Genomic DNA, 17,894 nt, shown 5'->3' on the forward strand with positions numbered 1-17,894 from the left:
CTTCCGAAATTAAAAATCGAGCAGCTTTTCTTCGAGTTGTTCAGCACTGCTTCGCAGTTTATCGAGAAAACGGAGTTTGCGTACCGTGTCGGCCGCTACGTCCCACGTCTCATTGTTCAACTGCTCCACCATCTGCTGATGGCGGGTATCAAACATGCCCTTCACGCGGGTGATAAAACGTTCCAGACGCGCTTCGTCTTTGGCTTGTTCAATCTCATCCAGCTCTTCGCGCAGTTCCAGCTGTTCCATCAGGAACGCGGTATCACGTACGGTATGCTGTTCGCTCGCCAGGTCGAAACCGTGGAGCGAGAGCAGATACTCAGCGCGGGTCAGAGGATGACGCAGCGTCTGCCAGGCCTGATTGATGGTGGCAGAGTGTGAAACGGCAGCCAACTGTTCTGACTGCGTCCCACTCGCAAATTTATCCGGATGATACTGGCGCTGCAGATCCTGAAAGCGGGTCGTTAAAGCCGGGATATCGATCGGGTATTGAGCGGGTAGTCCGAAGAGTGTGAAGTAATCCATAACAATCTCAGGGGTAGCCTGTTAGAACAAACCCCACGCGCAGGTAACTGCGGTGGGGTTATTCGGGTGACGCACAATCAAACGTGGAAGCTTTCGCCGCAGCCGCACTCATCTTTTACGTTCGGGTTGGTGAATTTAAACCCTTCGTTCAGACCTTCTTTAACAAAGTCCAGCTGAGTGCCGTTAAGGAACTGTAGGCTTTTGCCATCGACCACCACCTTCACGCCCTTGTCTTCAAACACGGTATCGTCAGACGCCGGTTCATCAACGAACTCCAGGACGTACGCCATGCCAGAGCAGCCGGAAGTCCGCACGCCCAGGCGCAGGCCAAAACCTTTACCACGGTTTGCCAGGAAGGCGCTTACGCGCGCGGCAGCGCTGTCGCTAAGGGTAATCGACATAACAACCTCAACTAATTATTTTGCTTCACGTTTACTTTTGTAATCCGCAATTGCGGCTTTGATCGCGTCTTCTGCCAGGATAGAGCAGTGAATTTTCACCGGCGGCAGTTCGAGTTCATCGGCGATATCGGTGTTTTTAATCGCCTGCGCTTCGTCCAGAGACTTGCCTTTCACCCATTCGGTGACCAGCGAGCTGGAGGCAATGGCGGAACCGCAGCCGTAAGTCTTGAAGCGCGCGTCTTCAATGATACCTTCATTGTTAACTTTGATCTGCAGCTTCATGACGTCGCCACACGCCGGTGCGCCAACCATGCCGCTACCTACGCTGTCGTCGCTGTTGTCGAAAGAGCCAACGTTGCGTGGGTTCTCGTAATGATCAATAACTTTTTCGCTGTATGCCATGATTGAATTCTCCTTATAAACCGATTAGTGATGTGACCATTCAATGCTGTTCAGATCCACGCCTTCTTTGAACATTTCCCACAGAGGAGAAAGCTCACGCAGACGGCCAATGGAGTTGCGAACCAGCTTGATGGTGTAGTCAATCTCTTCATCGGTAGTAAAACGACCTAAAGAGAAACGAATGGAGCTGTGTGCCAGCTCGTCGGTCATGCCCAGCGCGCGCAGCACGTAGGATGGCTCGAGGCTTGCAGAAGTACAGGCAGAACCGGAAGAGACCGCCAGATCTTTCAGCGCCATGATCAGCGATTCGCCTTCAACGTAGTTAAAGCTGACGTTGAGGATGTTTGGCGCGCCCTGCTCAAGATCGCCGTTCAGATACACTTCTTCCATATCTTTCACGCCATCCCACAGACGGTTACGCAGCGTACGCAGGCGTGCCATCTCGGTTTCCATCTCTTCTTTGGCGATACGATACGCTTCGCCCATGCCCACGATCTGGTGAACAGGGAGAGTACCGGAACGCATGCCGCGCTCGTGACCGCCGCCGTGCATCTGGGATTCGATACGGATACGCGGTTTACGACGCACATACAGCGCGCCAATGCCTTTCGGGCCATAGATTTTGTGGCCGGAGAAGGACATCAGATCCACTTTCAGCTGGCTCAGGTCGATAGGCAGTTTGCCCACGCTCTGGGTCGCATCCACGTGGTAAATAATACCGCGTGCACGGCACAGTTCGCCGATGGTGGCGATATCCTGAACCACGCCAATTTCGTTGTTTACGTGCATGATGGAGACCAGAATGGTGTCATCACGCATTGCCGCTTCGAGCTCTTTCAGGTCGATGATACCGTTGCTCTGCGGGGCGAGGTAGGTCACTTCAAACCCTTCACGCTCCAGCTGACGGCAGGTATCCAGCACGGCTTTGTGCTCGGTTTTGCTGGTGATGATGTGCTTGCCTTTTTTCTGATAGAAGTTGGCCGCACCTTTAATCGCCAGGTTATCGGATTCGGTGGCACCGGAGGTGAAAACAATTTCACGCGGGTCAGCGCCAACCAGCTCAGCAATCTGATTACGGGCGATATCAACCGCCTCTTCAGCATGCCAGCCAAAACGGTGTGAACGGGAGGCAGGGTTACCAAAGTTTCCGTCCAGGGTCAGACACTGCATCATTTTCTCGGCAACACGCGGGTCCACCGGCGTGGTTGCGGAGTAATCGAGATAGATCGGTAATTTCATTGCTCTTTAAACTCCGTACATCGCTTCAATGCAAGGAATCAGGCTACCGGCTGGATGTACGACCGAGTACACGGGGCGAGTTAACGCCCCGGCCTGATTCTAAAATTCTTTATAATTTTTACCCTGACTATTTTGCGGGGCTGCAACGCACCGAAAACAGGCCAGGGAAACTACGCGCGCAGTTTAACGTCGATGGCGTCTTGCGTGCGGGTATTGCGCTGTGCTTCGTGATTATGCTGACGGTCAGAGACGTCCAGCACTTCCTGGTTGTTAACCAGTTCACCAATGGTGATGTTGTTCAGGAAGCCGGTCAGACGGTCGCTCAGGTCGCGCCACAGCGCGTGCGTCAGGCATTTATCACCACCCTGACAACCCCCTTTGCCCTGGCAGCGGGTCGCGTCAACGGACTCGTCCACTGCGCTAATGACTTCGCCAACCGCAATACTGCCTGCGTCTTTACCCAGTAAATAACCACCGCCAGGACCACGAACGCTGGAAACCAGGCCATTTTTACGCAGTCTTGAAAACAGCTGTTCCAGATAAGAGAGGGAAATTCCCTGACGTTCAGAAATATCAGCCAACGGTACCGGGCCCGCTTCGGAGTTGAGCGCAACGTCCAGCATCGCGGTCACGGCATAACGCCCTTTAGATGTCAGTCTCATGTCTTACTTAACCTCAAACTCGCCCCTGCCCGGGGTTTTTTATTGTAAAATGGGGTATTGCATAGCAGGGCCAAGTCTGACATTCCCGACTAAAATGGTCAACTATTTAGTTGACTGTTTTAGTCAGGTATTTAACCTTCTGTGCCGTATCATAAAAGTGCGGCCTGATGCCCTCACCTCTCCCCTCTTCCAGGAGAAAAGGGAGAGAGTGGCGCTACTCTTTATTCTTCTGCTCAATCGACGCCAGAATGCCGCGCAGGATATTCAGCTCCTGGCTTTCCGGACGGGCGCGCGTAAACAGACGACGCAGCTTATTCATGACCTGACCCGGATGATCGGCGCGGATAAACCCGGTGCCCAGAAGCGTTTTTTCAAGGTGCCCGTAGAACCGTTCCAGATCGTCCACCAGCGGGTATGGCGCCTCTTCCGGCTCGGCGACCGGCGCGTTTTCCTGGGTTGCCAGCCATGCCATACGCACTTCGTAAGCAATAACCTGTACCGCCATCGCCAGGTTCAGCGAGCTGTATTCCGGGTTCGCTGCAATGGCCACGTGATAATGGCACTTTTGCAACTCTTCGTTAGTCAGACCGACGCGTTCACGGCCAAACACCAGCGCCACAGGGGCGTGCTGCCCTTCAGCAACGCTCTTCAGACCGCATTCGCGAGGGTCAAGCATTGGCCACGGCAGCGTGCGGGAGCGCGCACTGGTGCCAACGACCAGGCTGCAACCCGCCAGGGCTTCATCCAGGGTATCGACGATTTGCGCGTTACCGATGACATCGCTGGCACCCGCCGCGAGCGCAATGGCCTGTGAGTCGGGTTTGACCAGCGGGTTAACCAGCCAGAGGTTGGTTAAGCCCATGGTTTTCATCGCGCGGGCCACGGAGCCCATATTGCCGGTATGCGAGGTTTCGACCAGCACAATTCGAATATTTTGCAGCATAATTTTTCTGAGTCTGAAGAATATTCGGCCATGCTACCATAAACGGAAGACATATTCCGAACTCGCTGCTATACTCTGCGCCGTTTTCGTATCCCCCGTTCTTTAACATCCAGTGAGAGTAACCGATGCAACATCCAATGTTGACCATCGCCGTGCGCGCAGCGCGCAAGGCGGGTAATGTAATTGCCAAGCACTACGAGACGCCAGATTCCGTAGAAACCAGCCAGAAAGGCAGCAATGATTTTGTGACCAACGTCGATAAAGCCGCAGAAGCGATGATTATCGAAACCATTCGCAAATCTTACCCGCAACACACCATCATCACCGAAGAAAGCGGTGAGCACGTGGGCGAAGATCAGGATGTTCAATGGATTATCGATCCGCTGGATGGCACCACCAACTTCGTAAAACGTCTGCCCCACTTTGCTGTTTCTATCGCCGTACGCATTAAAGGCCGTACTGAAGTCGCCGTGGTTTACGATCCAATGCGTAACGAACTCTTCACCGCGACCCGCGGCCAGGGCGCACAGCTGAACGGCTACCGTCTGCGCGGCAGCAACGCCCGCGATCTGGATGGCACTATTCTGGCGACCGGCTTCCCGTTCAAAGCGAAACAGCACGCTCCTGCCTATATGAAGGTACTGGGCAAACTCTTTACTGAATGTGCTGACTTCCGTCGCAGCGGTTCTGCAGCACTGGATCTGGCCTACGTTGCCGCAGCGCGCGTGGATGGCTATTTTGAAATTGGCCTTAAGCCATGGGACTTTGCCGCAGGCGAGCTGATTGCCCGTGAAGCCGGCGCGCTGGTGTGTGATTTCACCGGTGGTCATAACTACATGATGACGGGCAACCTGGTTGCCGGTAATCCGCGCGTCGTCAAAGCCATGCTGGCCAGCATGCGTGACGAACTGAGCGAAGCGCTGAAGCGCTAATCTCTGAGGGCGGGTGAGGTTCTCCTCACCCGCTACTGCCGCAAATCTCTCACGCGCTCAAGCCAACAGCGAATGCAGAGCACCGCAAAACATCCCCGCAATTTAACTCTCAGCGCCAAATAACAGTGACAAATAAACCGCACTGTAAGATCCAGCTGCGCCCAGTCCAGCCGACCCGTTGTCGGCAGAGAGACTAAAACGGCCGCAGCCCTCGTCCTACCGGAACCACACTGACCCACATCACTACTGCAGCCGCGAGCAACATCACCCCGCCGGCCAAGGCTAAGGTCGTCCAGCCAATTTGCTGCCACAGTACAGGGGTTTTATTGCCGCTAAGCCTGATGGCCAGCTGGCGAAAGCTATGCACCAGCAACGCCAGCGCGCTGATGGTAATAGAGGTGCCTGCCGACATCGCCAGGGCAGAGATTACGCCCCAACCGAAGACGCCGATAACCTTACTGAAGAGCAATACCATAATCGCCCCGGAGCAGGGCCGCATCCCCATAGAGAGAATGATCATCAGCCTGGCGCGCCAGTCATCGCCTTGCTGTAATTGCGCCCTGGTGGGCAGATGTTGATGGCCGCAACCACAGTGGGCATCGTGCACATGATGCGGCGCAAAACGTTTAAACGTCGGCTTACGCAGCAACGCACGTAACTTTTTTATTGCCCGCCAGCAGAGCATCACTCCCAGTACCCCCACTAGCGCATAGCTCCCCTTTTCTAGCCAGAAACTGCTGGCATGAAGCTGGCGTGCGGGCAGTTGCAGAAGCGTTAGCACCACGATCACTAACGCAATGGCCACCAGCCCCTGCAGCAGCGAGGAGGCAAGCGTCAGGCCAATACTGGATTTCAGCTTAGAGGGATGGGTTGCCAGCCATGTAGTAATAACAATCTTGCCATGCCCGGGCCCGAGCGCATGCAGCACACCATAGAGAAAGCTGAAAATCAGCAGCGAACCGCCCGCACGAGCAGGGTTATCCGCCACCGCCTTCAGCAACCCGCTCATCTGCTGGTTAACCTCACGCTGCCAGATAACGCTCTGCATCATGACCTGCGGCCAGGCCTGCCATAACCAGATTACTGCCCCGACGGCCAGTAGCATAAAGAGTCCCAGCGGCCAGAGATGCAGCCAGCGGCGCTGCTTGGTGGGCTGAGAAAAGGTTACTGACATTGTAAGGTCACCTGTTGAGCAAACTGTTTACCGAGGTCCATGTCCTCCGGCGGCGCATCGTCCTTATCAAGAGAAATGGCAAAATTGAGCGTCTCTTCGCTGGGCTCGGGGGTATGAACCGCGAGGGAACATTTTTTCTGCAGCGCGGCTGGCAGCGTGACATCGCCATCTTCGGCGTAGCTCATGTCCACATAATAAGAGGGATCGAAGGTAGAGAAGGTGTAGGTCTGCCCGGCCAGCGGCTGCGGTTGCGCCAGCGGCAGCACAAAGGTCAGCACGGCCTGGTGATCCTCGCGGCTCATGCCGTACTCCGTAGGACGATTGAGAAACTTCACCTTCTGCCCGTTATGCCAGAATTCGGTGAAGTAGTGCTGACCGAGCACATTGGCCATCACTTCTGCCGCCAGCTTTTTCCAGATCTCATCCCCCGGACGCGCATCGCCGGCGTCGTACAGCAGATCGGCGGAGGTCATTTCATCCATGGTCCAGCGCATCTTGAGCCCGGTAAGTTGACTGTCGTTAGCCACGATCTCGGTTTTGAGGGTGATAAAACTGTGAGGATGCGCGGCCACGGCAGAAGATATTACCGCCAAAAATAGCGCCGCAGCGCTTTGTTTAACTATTTGCATCTCTTCCTCACGTCAAAAATTCTGTGATGTCCGCCCGCATTCCTGAAGGAAAGAGCCCTGAACGCGCGCTATTACGCAGATCCTTTAGCTATTCTTATCAAACATTCTTACTGGAACCTTGCAGATGATGACGACTCTCGAAATGCCATCTGTGCTTTCCAGTTCGCAGCGCCGCTGCCAGGTGCTGCTGATGCTCTATCTGCCGGATTTTATCGCCACCGAGCAGCGCATCGGTGAAATCAACGGGGTGGATCACAGCATTGCCCGGCAAGATATAGCCGAGACGCGCGATGAAATCCAGCGCTATCATCGGCTCAACATTGCTACGCACCATGACGGCAGCTACCGGATTGAAGGCACCACACTTGACCAACGCTTATGCTTGCTGCACTGGCTGCGGCGGGCACTCCGACTCTGCCCGCATTTCGTCGCGCAGCAGTTTACCCCATCTCTGAAAACCGCGCTTAAACAGCATGGCATTGCGCGCACGTTGTATGACGATACCAATTTACGGGCGCTGATAAATTTCTGCTCCCGCCGCTTGCAGCGTCAATTCGAGTGCCGCGACGTGCAGTTTTTACAGCTTTACCTGCAATATTGTCTGATTCAACACCATCTGGGCCAGACGCCGCAGTTTTCGGAGATTCAGCGCAGCTGGACGCAACAACGTGGTGAGTATCTGATGGCGCAGGAGATTGTTCGCCACTGGCAGCGCCGCGTGCTTCCCCTGCCCCATGAGGATGAGCAGCCATTCCTGACGCTGCTGTTTATGATGCTACGCACCCCGGATCCACTACGGGATATGCAAAACCAGGATGAGCAGTTACGCCAGGCAATTGGCCGTATGATTACCCGCTTTCATTGCCAGACGGGGATGCGTTTTAGTGACGAGCAAGGGCTGACCGATCAGCTCTATATTCATCTTGCCCAGGCGCTAAACCGGTCTCTGTTCGGGATTGGGATTGATAACAGCCTGGCGGAGGAGATCCAGCGCCTTTATCCACGGCTGATGCGCACCACCCGCGATGCGCTCCTGGAGCTGGAGAGCACGTTTTCGCTCTCTTTTTCCGAAGAGGAGGCCAGCCTGGTGGCGGTGATATTTGGCGCCTGGCTGATGCAGGAAAATGACCTGCATGAAAAACAGGTGGTGCTGTTAACCGGAACGGATAAAGCGAGCGAAGAGGCGATCGAGCAACAACTTCGCGAACTGACCCTCCTGCCCTTAAACATTCGCTATGTGCCGTTACAGGCTTTTCAGAAGGAGGGCGCCCCCCGGGAAGCAGCCCTGGTGGTGACCCCCTACGCGACCGCCCTGCCGCTCTTCTCGCCGCCGCTCATCCACGCGGTAGAGACGTTGAATGCGCAGCAGCAGGAACATATTCGCGTGATGCTGGAGACTTAGCGCGCTGCCACGCGCGGTCGGAGCACCATGGCCGGCAGCGCCAGCAGCGCCATTACCCAGAAGACACCCTGACCGAGATGCTGATACAGGAAGCCTGCAAATACGGTCATGACCGCAATACTTCCCCCCATCGCCACCGCAGAATAGACCGCCTGTAGACGAATCACGTCGGCCCCTTCCCGTGAAGCGATGTAGCGCATCGCCGCCAGGTGGCAGACCGTGAAAGTGCCGCAGTGCAGGATCTGGGCGACAATGAGCCACGGCAACGCTGTCGTCCAGCCCATGATCCCCCAGCGGGCCAGGCCGCAAACGGCAGAGAGCAGCAGCAGGTCCCGTGCGCCGAAGCGGCGGAACAGCCTGTTGCTTAAGGCAAAGATAATCACTTCAGCCACCACGCCCAGCGACCAGAGATACCCCACCGCCGAGGCTGAATACCCTGCCCCCTGCCAGTAGATGGCGCTAAAGCCGTAATAGGCCGCGTGCGCCCCCTGTAGCAGGCAGACGCAAGCCAGGAACCGCCAGCTCTGGGTTACCAGAGCGCGCCAGGCCGGCCAGCCTGCGCTCTCCTGATGACGGCTTTCCCCCTGCGGCATTACCGATGGGCGCAAAAGTAGCCCAAGCAGCATCGAGAAAATACCGAGGGTTAACAGCGCCAGAATCGCCTGATAGTCATACAGGCTAACCAGTTTGCCCACCAGCGCAGAGCCAATGACAAAGGCGATCGATCCCCACAGGCGCACCCGACCATAATCCATGGTGATCTGTTTCTGCCAGGTGTTTGCCAGCGCATCGGTGAGGGGCACCAGCGGTGAGAAAAAGAGGTTAAAGCCAACCATCACCACCATTAACCACGCAAACTGCTGGCTGACCCAGAAGCCGCAGAGAAACACCAGGGTTAACAGCGCCAGGACGCGCACGGCGTTGATCAGAAGAGCGGGATCGCTCACGCGGGGGGCAATCAGCAAGCTACCGAGGAAGCGCGCCACCAGGCCTGCGCCCAGCAGTACACCAATGGTCTCGGGCGTCAGGCCTATGCCTTTAAGCCAGACGCTCCAGAAAGGTAGAAAAATACCGTAGCTAAAAAAGTAGGTGAAGTAGCTGAGCGCCAGCCAGCGTGTGGAATGCAAGACCATGAATCCCTCCCGTTATGGAGGCGATAGTCTGGCGAGAAAGGCGATACTGCGCAAGTCCATAAGCTGGCTAAGCATTAACTTTTATTTAACTTTTATCACCGGCCTTCCCTTCCTGCCCCGGCTATAGTTGCGCGGTGTCAGGAGTCACTCCTGAGTGAAAACGCGCGGGATCCGTTTTGAGAAGAGAAAATACGGGATCCAGATTAGCGCGCCGACAACGGGCGTGAGCGCATTGCGAATATCCATCGTATCCAGCGTGGCCCCGAACAGCCACACGCGTAAGGCGACAAAGTACAGCATATAGAGCAGGCCAAAAAGATAGTATGGAATTATCACCTTGCGAATATTTCGCTTCCTTTTGAAGAAGTACCAGCCCGTCAGGAAAGTCAGCACAACATCAATAACAATCAGCGCCACGCCGCCTATACCGAAAGGGGTGATTGCCATTCCTTGTCGCATAAAGCCCACAATGGACGAGATAAATTCCCAGGCATTGAAGGGGGAGATCAGCATATTGATGACTAACCCGGCCGCAGGAAGATAGAGCAGGCCGTTAATTTTCTTCTCATCCAGACTTTCACACTGATGACATAACCCCGACTCTTTATTGGCCGGTTGTTCCTGACATTCAATACATTGCATCGCGATATCCTTGCCGAAAAAAGAGAATTCTACACAGCCAGCCTGTGACCCTGAAATTAAAATCACCCTAACGGCTGATTTATTGCGGGAAGGTCAATGGCAGGTGCCGATAATTTGTATTAGGGTTAAATTACGCCCCACCGAAAAGCGAGCTCATCATGAACGCACTTCGCTATTTAGATTTCGGTCAGTCACGCCCTCTGCTTCTTTTGATTGCCCGGATCGCTATCGTGCTGCTGTTTATTATTTTTGGTCTACCGAAAATGACAGGGTTTGATGGCACCGTGCAATATATGGCGAAGCTGGGCACTCCCATGCCGATGCTGGCGGCGATTATTGCGGTGGTGATGGAGATCCCGGCGGCTATTTTGATCGTGCTGGGTTTCTTTACCCGCCCTATCGCACTGCTGTTTGTCTTTTACACGCTGGGTACGGCAGTTATCGGCCATCCTTACTGGGAGATGAGCGGCGACGCCGTCATGCCGAATATGATTAACTTTTATAAAAATATCAGTATTGCTGGGGCCTTTTTATTATTGGCCGTCACCGGGCCTGGCGCAATTTCTATTGACCGGCGCTAAACCTTCCCTTTTCGCCTGTAAATAAAAAAGGCCGCTTGCGCGGCCTTTTCTCTTTCTGCGAAGCAGAATTATGCGTATACCGGGAAGCGTGCGCAGATTTCCAGAACTTTACCTTTAACGCGCTCGATAACCGCGTCGTCATTGATATTGTCCAGCACGTCACACATCCAGCCTGCCAGCTCTTTCACTTCCGCTTCTTTAAAGCCACGGCGAGTAACGGCCGGTGAACCGATACGGATACCGGAGGTCACGAACGGGCTCTTCGGATCGTTAGGTACGCTGTTTTTGTTTACGGTAATGTTGGCGCGGCCAAGGGCAGCGTCAGCCTCTTTACCGGTCAGGTTTTTATCGACCAGATCCAGCAGGAACAGGTGGTTTTCAGTACCGCCAGACACCACTTTGTAGCCACGGTTCAGGAACACTTCCACCATCGCTTTAGCGTTTTTAGCAACCTGCTGCTGATACACTTTGAACTCTGGCTCCATCGCTTCTTTCAGCGCCACGGCTTTCGCTGCGATAACGTGCATCAGCGGGCCGCCCTGCGCGCTTGGGAAGACAGCAGAGTTCAGTTTCTTATACAGATCTTCGTCGCCGCCCTTCGCCAGGATCAGGCCACCGCGTGGACCCGCCAGGGTTTTGTGAGTCGTGGTGGTGACAACGTGCGCATGTGGAACCGGGTTCGGGTAAACGCCCGCAGCAATCAGACCGGCAACGTGCGCCATATCCACAAACAGATATGCGCCGATGCTGTCTGCGATTTCGCGCATTTTAGCCCAGTCAACGATACCGGAGTAGGCAGAGAAGCCGCCGATGATCATCTTCGGCTTGTGCTCTTTGGCCTGCTTCGCCATGTCTTCGTAGTCAATTTTACCGGACTCATCAATACCGTAAGGAATGATGTTGTACAGTTTGCCCGAGAAGTTAACCGGGGAGCCGTGAGTCAGGTGGCCGCCCTGCGCCAGGTTCATACCCAGAACGGTATCGCCCGGCTGCAGCAGTGCGGTGTAAACCGCGAAGTTAGCCTGAGAACCGGAGTGCGGCTGGACGTTAGCGTAGTCGGCGCCAAACAGCTCTTTCGCGCGGTCGATTGCCAGCTGCTCAACGATATCCACGTACTCGCAACCGCCGTAGTAGCGCTTGCCCGGATAACCTTCAGCGTATTTGTTGGTCAGCTGAGAGCCCTGCGCCTGCATCACACGCGGGCTGGTGTAGTTTTCGGAGGCGATCAGTTCGATGTGCTCTTCCTGACGTACTTTTTCCTGCTCCATAGCCTGCCACAGTTCGGCATCATAATCGGCAATGTTCATTTCACGCTTTAACATCCGCATCTCCTGACTCAGCTAACAATAAAATTTTGACCTGAAAAAGGCAGTCCTGTTGGACAACGCGCAACAGTATAACTGATTAGTTCTGTGATAACAGGTCTTGACAAACGATTTTACGCAAACGTTTTCCTGCCCGCCACGCAAGGGTTTGACACATAAAGCGCAGACGGCAAGTAAGGGATTTCTTTTCAGGTTTGTGATGTGAATATTTCACGTTGCAAAGAACCATTTACAACGCAGGGTTATTTTTTATAAGATGTATTTAAAATACATCATTAGAGTTACAGAAAAGGAAGCAGCCATGCTCGACGCCCAAACCATCGCAACCGTGAAAGCCACTATTCCCCTGCTGGTTGAAACGGGTCCTAAACTTACCGCCCACTTTTACGACCGGATGTTCGCCCACAATCCCGAGCTCAAAGAAATTTTTAACATGAGCAACCAGCGTAACGGCGATCAGCGCGAAGCGCTGTTTAATGCGATTGCCGCCTATGCCAGCAACATCGATAACCTGGCGGCCCTACTGCCGGCAGTCGAGAAAATTGCGCAGAAGCACACCAGCTTCCAGATCAAGCCGGAGCAGTACAACATCGTGGGTACTCACCTGCTTGCCACCCTGGATGAGATGTTCAGCCCGGGTCAGGAGGTGCTGGATGCCTGGGGTAAAGCTTACGGCGTGCTGGCTAATGTCTTTATCAACCGTGAAGCGCAGATCTACAGCGAGCATGCCAGCAAAAAGGGTGGCTGGGAGGGCACTCGCGCCTTCCGTATCGTAGAGAAAACCCCGCGCAGCGCGCTGATTACCAGCTTCGAATTCGAACCGGTGGATGGTAAAGCCGTAGCGGATTATCAGCCTGGCCAGTATCTGGCCGTGTGGCTGAAACCCGAAGGCTTCCCGCATCAGGAGATCCGCCAGTATTCCCTCACCCGCAAAGCCAATGCTAAGAGCTATCGTATCGCCGTGAAACGCGAAGAGGGTGGTCAGGTCTCAACCTGGCTGCATAACGAAGCGAAAGTAGGCGACGTGGTGCATCTGGCCGCGCCGGCCGGTGATTTCTTTATGGCCGTTGACACCGACACGCCGGTTACGCTGATTTCCGCAGGCGTGGGGCAAACCCCGATGCTGGCGATGCTGGACACTCTGGCGAAATCGCAGCACAGCGCACCGGTAAACTGGTTCCATGCCGCCGAGAACGGTGATGTGCATGCGTTTGCCGATGAAGTACAGGCTCTGGCTGCTCAGTTGCCGCACTTTACCGCACATACCTGGTACCGCCTGCCGACGGAGGCCGATCGCACAGCAGCACGCTTTAATGCCGAGGGGTTGATGGATTTAGCCCCGCATAAAGGCCTGTTTAACGCCCCGGAGATGCTGTTTTATGTCTGTGGCCCGGTAGCCTTTATGCAGTTCGCAGCCGCGCAGTTGGTCGAACTGGGGGTCAATAAAGAGAACATCCATTACGAATGTTTTGGCCCGCACAAGGTGCTGTAATGCAAAAAGCCCCCGGCAATTACCGGGGGCTTTTTTTATACAGATGAGCCAGCGTGATGCGAGTTTAGATCGCCGCATCGTCCTCTTCACCCGTACGAATACGGATCACCCGCGCGACATCAAAGACAAAGATCTTTCCGTCGCCAATTTTGCCGGTCTGAGCGGTGCGAATAATCGTATCCACGCAGGTGTCGACGATATCGTCGCTGACCACGATCTCAATTTTCACCTTCGGCAGAAAGTCCACCATGTACTCTGCGCCACGATACAACTCAGTATGGCCCTTCTGGCGACCAAAGCCTTTCACTTCAGTTACCGTCATCCCGGTGATGCCGACTTCCGCCAGCGCTTCACGCACATCGTCCAGTTTGAAAGGTTTAATAATCGCATCAATTTTTTTCATGGTGAGTCCTTGAAATCGTACCTGTCAGCAGCATCGTAATCGGTTGCTCACAGTATCATACCCGATGGATTTAGCGGTATTACTCTTTAAAGTCGTTTGCTTCCAGCTCATGGCGCGACAGCAATTTGTAAAACTCGGTGCGGTTGCGTCCAGCCATACGGGCCGCATGGGTCACGTTGCCTTTGGTAATTTGCAGCAGCTTACGCAGGTAGTTAAGTTCAAACTGATTACGCGCTTCCACAAAGGTGGGGAGCGCGGTGTTCTCCCCTTCCAGCGCCTGCTCAACCAGCGCATCGCTGATCACCGGCGAGGAGGTCAGCGCTACGCACTGCTCGATCACGTTCACCAGTTGGCGCACGTTGCCCGGCCAGCCGGCGGTCATCAGCCGCTTCATGGCATCGGTTGAAAAGGCTCGCACAAAGGGTTTATGCCGCTCAGCCGACTGGCGCAGCAGTTGCGTCGCCAGCAGCGGGATATCTTCAGCACGCTCTGCCAGCGGCGGTATTTTCAAATTCACCACGTTAAGGCGATAGTAGAGATCTTCACGGAACTCTTTGCGCTCCATCGCTTTCGGCAGATCGCGATGGGTTGCAGAAATAATGCGGACATTGATGTCGATATCGCGGTTACTGCCCAGCGGACGTACTTTACGCTCCTGCAAGACGCGCAGGAGTTTCACCTGCAAAGGCGCGGGCATATCGCCGATCTCATCCAGAAATAGCGTGCCGCCCTCTGCGGCCTGGAACAGCCCTTCGCGGCTGCTCACGGCCCCGGTAAAGGCGCCACGGGCATGACCAAAGAGCTCCGACTCCAGCAACTGTTCAGGCAAGGCACCGCAGTTAATGGCGATAAAGGCATTTTTACTACGCGGGCTGGCGTTGTGAATGGCCTGAGCAAGGATCTCTTTCCCGGTACCACTCTGGCCGTTAATCAATACGCTGACGTCAGACTGGGCCACCATTCTCGCCTGCTCAAGCAGACGCAGCATAATGGGGCTGCGGGTCACAATCGCCTCGCGCCACTGGTCATCGCCGGACGAAGCGGTATGTTCCAGCGCATCGTCGATGGCTTTGTAGAGCGCATCTTTATCCACCGGCTTGGTGAGAAAACTGAACACCCCCTGCTGCGTGGCCGCCACGGCATCGGGAATCGATCCGTGGGCGGTAAGGATGATCACCGGCATGCCGGGCTGGACTCGCTGGATCTCGATAAAGAGCTGCATGCCATCCATCTCATCCATGCGCAGATCGCTAATCACCAGATCCACTTTTTCCCGAGCCAGCACCCGCAACCCTTCCTGTCCGCTTTCGGCGGTCACGACGCTGTAGCCTTCACTCATCAGACGCATTCCCAGCAGCTTTAGCAGCCCAGGATCATCATCTACCAGTAAAAGGTGCGCAGGTTTACGGCTCATGGCTCACTTCCTCAGATTTTGGCACATCGCCCACCGGTTTGCGGGTGGAGAGTTGACGCTCAATATCGGTCAGGTTTTCCAGCTTGCGGGTAGTGGTCTCCAGCTCGCCACGCAAATATTGCTGCTGCTGGCGCAGTGTATCCAGCTCCTCGTCACTCGCTTGCTGAAGCTTACTGTAACGCGAACGCTCTTCGGCAAGCTGCAGCTGCTGCATCTGCCCGTCACGCCAGACCTGGAATAAGGGGCGTACCTGTGCCGGGATCTGTGGGCTCAGGGCATCAAGTCGGGTGGTATAGGCGCGGCGCTCCACAGGGCTGATTTTGGCATTTGCCAGCAGGATGCCGCGTTTAAAGGTTCCTTGCCAGCTATCATCCGCCCAGTTCCTTGCCTCTGCGCGGGCAACCGACGGTGCCAGGCGTTCGGCACAGTCCATGCTGCGCAGCCAGTAAAGAGGGTTAGTCTCGGTTTCGTGTCCCTGTAATCGCCAGATATTATTGCAGTCCGTGGAGAGGAAATCGGCCAGTTGATGTTCAGGCAGCTTCTCTTCCGGCTTATTGCTAATGGCGCTGGTCGGCGCATGGGTAACACAACCGCTCAGCAGCAGACCGGCAAGGCTGATACGTAGACATTTGCTGTTAAATACCGCGTTAATGGCGCGGGAAAAGATATGTGACATACTCACCAGGCATAGATTCATTTCATTGATTTTTCCGGCTTAAGCGGCAGTTCGATGCGAAAGCAAACATCGGTACGGTCGTCAGTAATTAGGTTTAGCTCTCCGTGCATGCGGCGAATGCAGTCGCGAGCGATGCTCAGACCCAGGCCGCTCCCCTTGACCGCCCCTTTGCGCTGATGGCTCCCCTGGTAGAAGGGCTCAAAGATCATCTCCTGCTCGTCATCAGGGATAGGGCTTCCAGTATTGGCGACATCAATACAGATCCGCGAACCCTGGGTAAAACTCCGAATATAAATGGTACCGGATTCAGTACCATAGTGCACCGCATTGGAATAAAGATTGTCCAGCACGCTCATCAGTAGCATTGGCTCAGCAACACAGGCTGACGCCTGCAGATCCGTTTCGGTATGCATCATTTTAGCTCGCGCCGGCAAGCTATGGGCGGAGAGCACCATATCGACCAGCGGCGCAATCTCAACCCGCTCTAGCTCTGGCGCACCATCCGCCAGTTTACGGTTGTAATCAAGCAACTGCTCAATCAATTTTTGCAGATTGCGGCTGCTGTCATCGAGAATATCCACAATCTCTTTTTGCTCGGGGGTGAGCGGCCCGGCAACCTGGTCTGCCAACAATTCGGTGCCTTCACGCATGCTGGCCAGCGGCGTTTTCAATTCGTGGGATATATGACGCAGGAACTGGTGGCGTTGTGACTCAAGCCACGCCAGCCGCTCCGAGAGCCAGATGATACGCTGCCCCACCGAACGCAGCTCGCGCGGGCCGGTAAAGACCACGGTGTTGCCCAGAGAGCGCCCTTCCCCCAGGCGGTTGATCATCCGCTCAATGCCTTTTACCGGGCCGATGATCATGCGGGTAAAGAGCAGTACCAGGATCAGGCTGACCAGGAACAGCACCAGCGCCTGCCAGCCGAAGAACTGCCCGCGTTCGGCGATCTCCTGCTGTAGCTGCTGGCCACGAGAGAAGATCACCGAACGGGTAGCCTGTACCATCTCGGTATTGGCCGCGGCGAAGGCTTCCAGTCGGGAGGCGGCGTCGGCGTCCGGGCCGCTGTTATGGCATTGAAGCTGGGCAAGCGCGTTGAGATCCTGACGCAACGCCTGATAGAGTTTATCGTCCGGTAATACCCCGGCGTGGGCATCCAGCATTTCACTGTAACGCTTGCGCTGATTCTGGTACACCCGCGCCAGCGTTCGGTCATCCAGTACGCAGTACTGCCGGTAGCTGCGCTCCATCTCCAGTGCGGCATTGGTCATCGCCTCACTGCGACGGGCATCAATCAGCGTGGTCCGGTTAGTCAGCGCCGCCTGGGCGCTGAGCGCGTTCAGGCTCTGCCAGGCCTGCCATGCCAGCACCAGTAGCGGCAGCAGGATCAGGATAAAGGCCATCATAACTAACTGTCGCAGGGAGCGAGGAAAAACAGGCCAGCGTTTCAACGCATTACTCTCAGCTAAATAGGGGGTGAGTGGGATGCTACTGACTACGCGCTTCAGATACAACAAAGCCGGGTAAAAACCCGGCTTTGTTGTGGAATGAGGCGGTGCCTAACTCGACGTTTCGCCCTGGGTCTGATAAAGCAAAGCAATTATCAGTAGTTGGACGGCAGGCACCTTGTTGTGCGTCATTCGAAGTTTATGTAGCGCGTCCCGAAGGGGCTGACATAAGAAGGTGAATGAGCCACTGGTTATAATTATGCAACACTCGTGCCAGAATGCAAATAAATTTATTATTTATATGATTTATAAGGATTTAATATATAAAAGACGTTAGTTTTCCGCTGAATGATTTTCAGGCTAACTGTCGCCATTTAGCAACAGCTTAAAGTGCAATTACCCCACCCTATAAAAATCAATCATTTATGTGTCTCCATATAGAGACACCCGATTATTGCGCTTGTCGCAATT

General features: G+C 54.8%; 19 protein-coding genes. 4 read left to right on the forward strand and 15 right to left on the reverse strand.

Going from position 1 to position 17,894, the window contains the following annotated elements; genetic code table 11:
• Positions 1-9 precede the first annotated feature (9 nt).
• The 6 genes from hscB to trmJ form a co-directional block, all read right to left on the reverse strand.
• Complete coding sequence (gene hscB / locus B3B59_RS15725) at positions 10-525, reverse strand: co-chaperone HscB (RefSeq protein ID WP_046884550.1); 516 nt, start codon at positions 523-525, stop codon at positions 10-12.
• Between the two features lie 77 nt (positions 526-602).
• Positions 603-926: an iron-sulfur cluster assembly protein IscA gene (gene iscA, locus B3B59_RS15730; protein WP_040074497.1), complete on the reverse strand. Its 324-nt coding sequence runs from the start codon at positions 924-926 to the stop codon at positions 603-605.
• 15 nt (positions 927-941) lie between these two features.
• The gene (gene iscU, locus B3B59_RS15735) at positions 942-1,328 is read right to left on the reverse strand and encodes a Fe-S cluster assembly scaffold IscU (protein WP_004866383.1); all 387 of its coding nucleotides are present in this window, start codon (positions 1,326-1,328) and stop codon (positions 942-944) included.
• A 24-nt stretch (positions 1,329-1,352) separates the two neighbouring features.
• Positions 1,353-2,567 carry an IscS subfamily cysteine desulfurase gene (locus B3B59_RS15740; protein ID WP_040074495.1) on the reverse strand — a complete coding sequence of 405 codons (1,215 nt, stop codon included), beginning with the start codon at positions 2,565-2,567 and terminating at the stop codon, positions 1,353-1,355.
• Between the two features lie 170 nt (positions 2,568-2,737).
• Positions 2,738-3,229 carry a Fe-S cluster assembly transcriptional regulator IscR gene (iscR, locus tag B3B59_RS15745; RefSeq protein WP_040074494.1) on the reverse strand — a complete coding sequence of 164 codons (492 nt, stop codon included), beginning with the start codon at positions 3,227-3,229 and terminating at the stop codon, positions 2,738-2,740.
• Between the two features lie 214 nt (positions 3,230-3,443).
• On the reverse strand, positions 3,444-4,172 hold the full coding sequence (gene trmJ / locus B3B59_RS15750; RefSeq protein WP_040074493.1) for a tRNA (cytosine(32)/uridine(32)-2'-O)-methyltransferase TrmJ: 729 nt from the start codon (positions 4,170-4,172) through the stop codon (positions 3,444-3,446).
• A 125-nt stretch (positions 4,173-4,297) separates the two neighbouring features.
• Here trmJ and suhB point away from each other — a divergent pair, with 125 nt between their 5' ends.
• Positions 4,298-5,104 carry an inositol-1-monophosphatase gene (gene suhB, locus B3B59_RS15755; RefSeq protein WP_172657805.1) on the forward strand — a complete coding sequence of 269 codons (807 nt, stop codon included), beginning with the start codon at positions 4,298-4,300 and terminating at the stop codon, positions 5,102-5,104.
• Positions 5,105-5,297: 193 nt separating this feature from the next.
• Here the strand turns inward: suhB and B3B59_RS15760 are convergent, their stop codons facing one another.
• A complete protein-coding gene (locus B3B59_RS15760; protein ID WP_286809498.1) occupies positions 5,298-6,278 on the reverse strand; it encodes a nickel/cobalt transporter in 981 nt (326 codons plus the stop codon).
• Complete coding sequence (locus B3B59_RS15765; protein ID WP_040074490.1) at positions 6,269-6,907, reverse strand: DUF1007 family protein; 639 nt, start codon at positions 6,905-6,907, stop codon at positions 6,269-6,271. Before B3B59_RS15765 ends, B3B59_RS15760 begins: the two co-directional genes overlap by 10 nt.
• Before the next feature lie 124 nt (positions 6,908-7,031).
• Here B3B59_RS15765 and csiE point away from each other — a divergent pair, with 124 nt between their 5' ends.
• Positions 7,032-8,309 (forward strand): stationary phase inducible protein CsiE, encoded by a 1,278-nt coding sequence (gene csiE, locus B3B59_RS15770; RefSeq protein ID WP_207292214.1) that lies wholly within the window; start codon positions 7,032-7,034, stop codon positions 8,307-8,309.
• Here csiE and B3B59_RS15775 read toward each other — a convergent pair.
• Positions 8,306-9,442: a 3-phenylpropionate MFS transporter gene (locus B3B59_RS15775; protein ID WP_286809499.1), complete on the reverse strand. Its 1,137-nt coding sequence runs from the start codon at positions 9,440-9,442 to the stop codon at positions 8,306-8,308. The two genes, csiE and B3B59_RS15775, sit on opposite strands and share 4 nt — an antisense overlap.
• Before the next feature lie 144 nt (positions 9,443-9,586).
• Entirely contained in the window at positions 9,587-10,084 is a 498-nt protein-coding gene (locus tag B3B59_RS15780; protein ID WP_046884545.1) for a DUF2569 domain-containing protein, read from the reverse strand.
• Between the two features lie 158 nt (positions 10,085-10,242).
• Between B3B59_RS15780 and B3B59_RS15785 the strand changes: the two genes are divergently transcribed.
• Positions 10,243-10,665 (forward strand): DoxX family protein, encoded by a 423-nt coding sequence (locus B3B59_RS15785; protein ID WP_286809500.1) that lies wholly within the window; start codon positions 10,243-10,245, stop codon positions 10,663-10,665.
• A gap of 68 nt (positions 10,666-10,733) precedes the next feature.
• Here B3B59_RS15785 and glyA read toward each other — a convergent pair whose 3' ends face one another.
• Positions 10,734-11,987, reverse strand: a complete 1,254-nt coding sequence (glyA, locus tag B3B59_RS15790) for a serine hydroxymethyltransferase (protein ID WP_046884544.1) — start codon at positions 11,985-11,987, stop codon at positions 10,734-10,736.
• A gap of 304 nt (positions 11,988-12,291) precedes the next feature.
• Here glyA and hmpA point away from each other — a divergent pair, with 304 nt between their 5' ends.
• Positions 12,292-13,482, forward strand: a complete 1,191-nt coding sequence (gene hmpA / locus B3B59_RS15795; RefSeq protein WP_286809501.1) for an NO-inducible flavohemoprotein — start codon at positions 12,292-12,294, stop codon at positions 13,480-13,482.
• Positions 13,483-13,546: 64 nt separating this feature from the next.
• Here hmpA and glnB read toward each other — a convergent pair whose 3' ends face one another.
• The 4 genes from glnB to qseE form a co-directional block, all read right to left on the reverse strand.
• On the reverse strand, positions 13,547-13,885 hold the full coding sequence (gene glnB, locus B3B59_RS15800; protein ID WP_003860685.1) for a nitrogen regulatory protein P-II: 339 nt from the start codon (positions 13,883-13,885) through the stop codon (positions 13,547-13,549).
• Between the two features lie 79 nt (positions 13,886-13,964).
• The gene (glrR, locus tag B3B59_RS15805; RefSeq protein ID WP_040074483.1) at positions 13,965-15,299 is read right to left on the reverse strand and encodes a two-component system response regulator GlrR; all 1,335 of its coding nucleotides are present in this window, start codon (positions 15,297-15,299) and stop codon (positions 13,965-13,967) included.
• A complete protein-coding gene (gene qseG / locus B3B59_RS15810) occupies positions 15,289-15,996 on the reverse strand; it encodes a two-component system QseEF-associated lipoprotein QseG (protein ID WP_286809502.1) in 708 nt (235 codons plus the stop codon). Before qseG ends, glrR begins: the two co-directional genes overlap by 11 nt.
• A complete protein-coding gene (qseE, locus tag B3B59_RS15815; protein WP_233801772.1) occupies positions 15,993-17,426 on the reverse strand; it encodes a two component system sensor histidine kinase QseE/GlrK in 1,434 nt (477 codons plus the stop codon). The genes qseG and qseE overlap by 4 nt, the downstream gene beginning before the upstream one ends.
• Positions 17,427-17,894: the final 468 nt, after the last annotated feature.

The sequence above is a fragment of the Leclercia sp. UBA2479 genome, assembly GCF_002341985.1.
Classification (GTDB): Bacteria; Pseudomonadota; Gammaproteobacteria; order Enterobacterales; family Enterobacteriaceae; genus Enterobacter; species Enterobacter pneumoniae.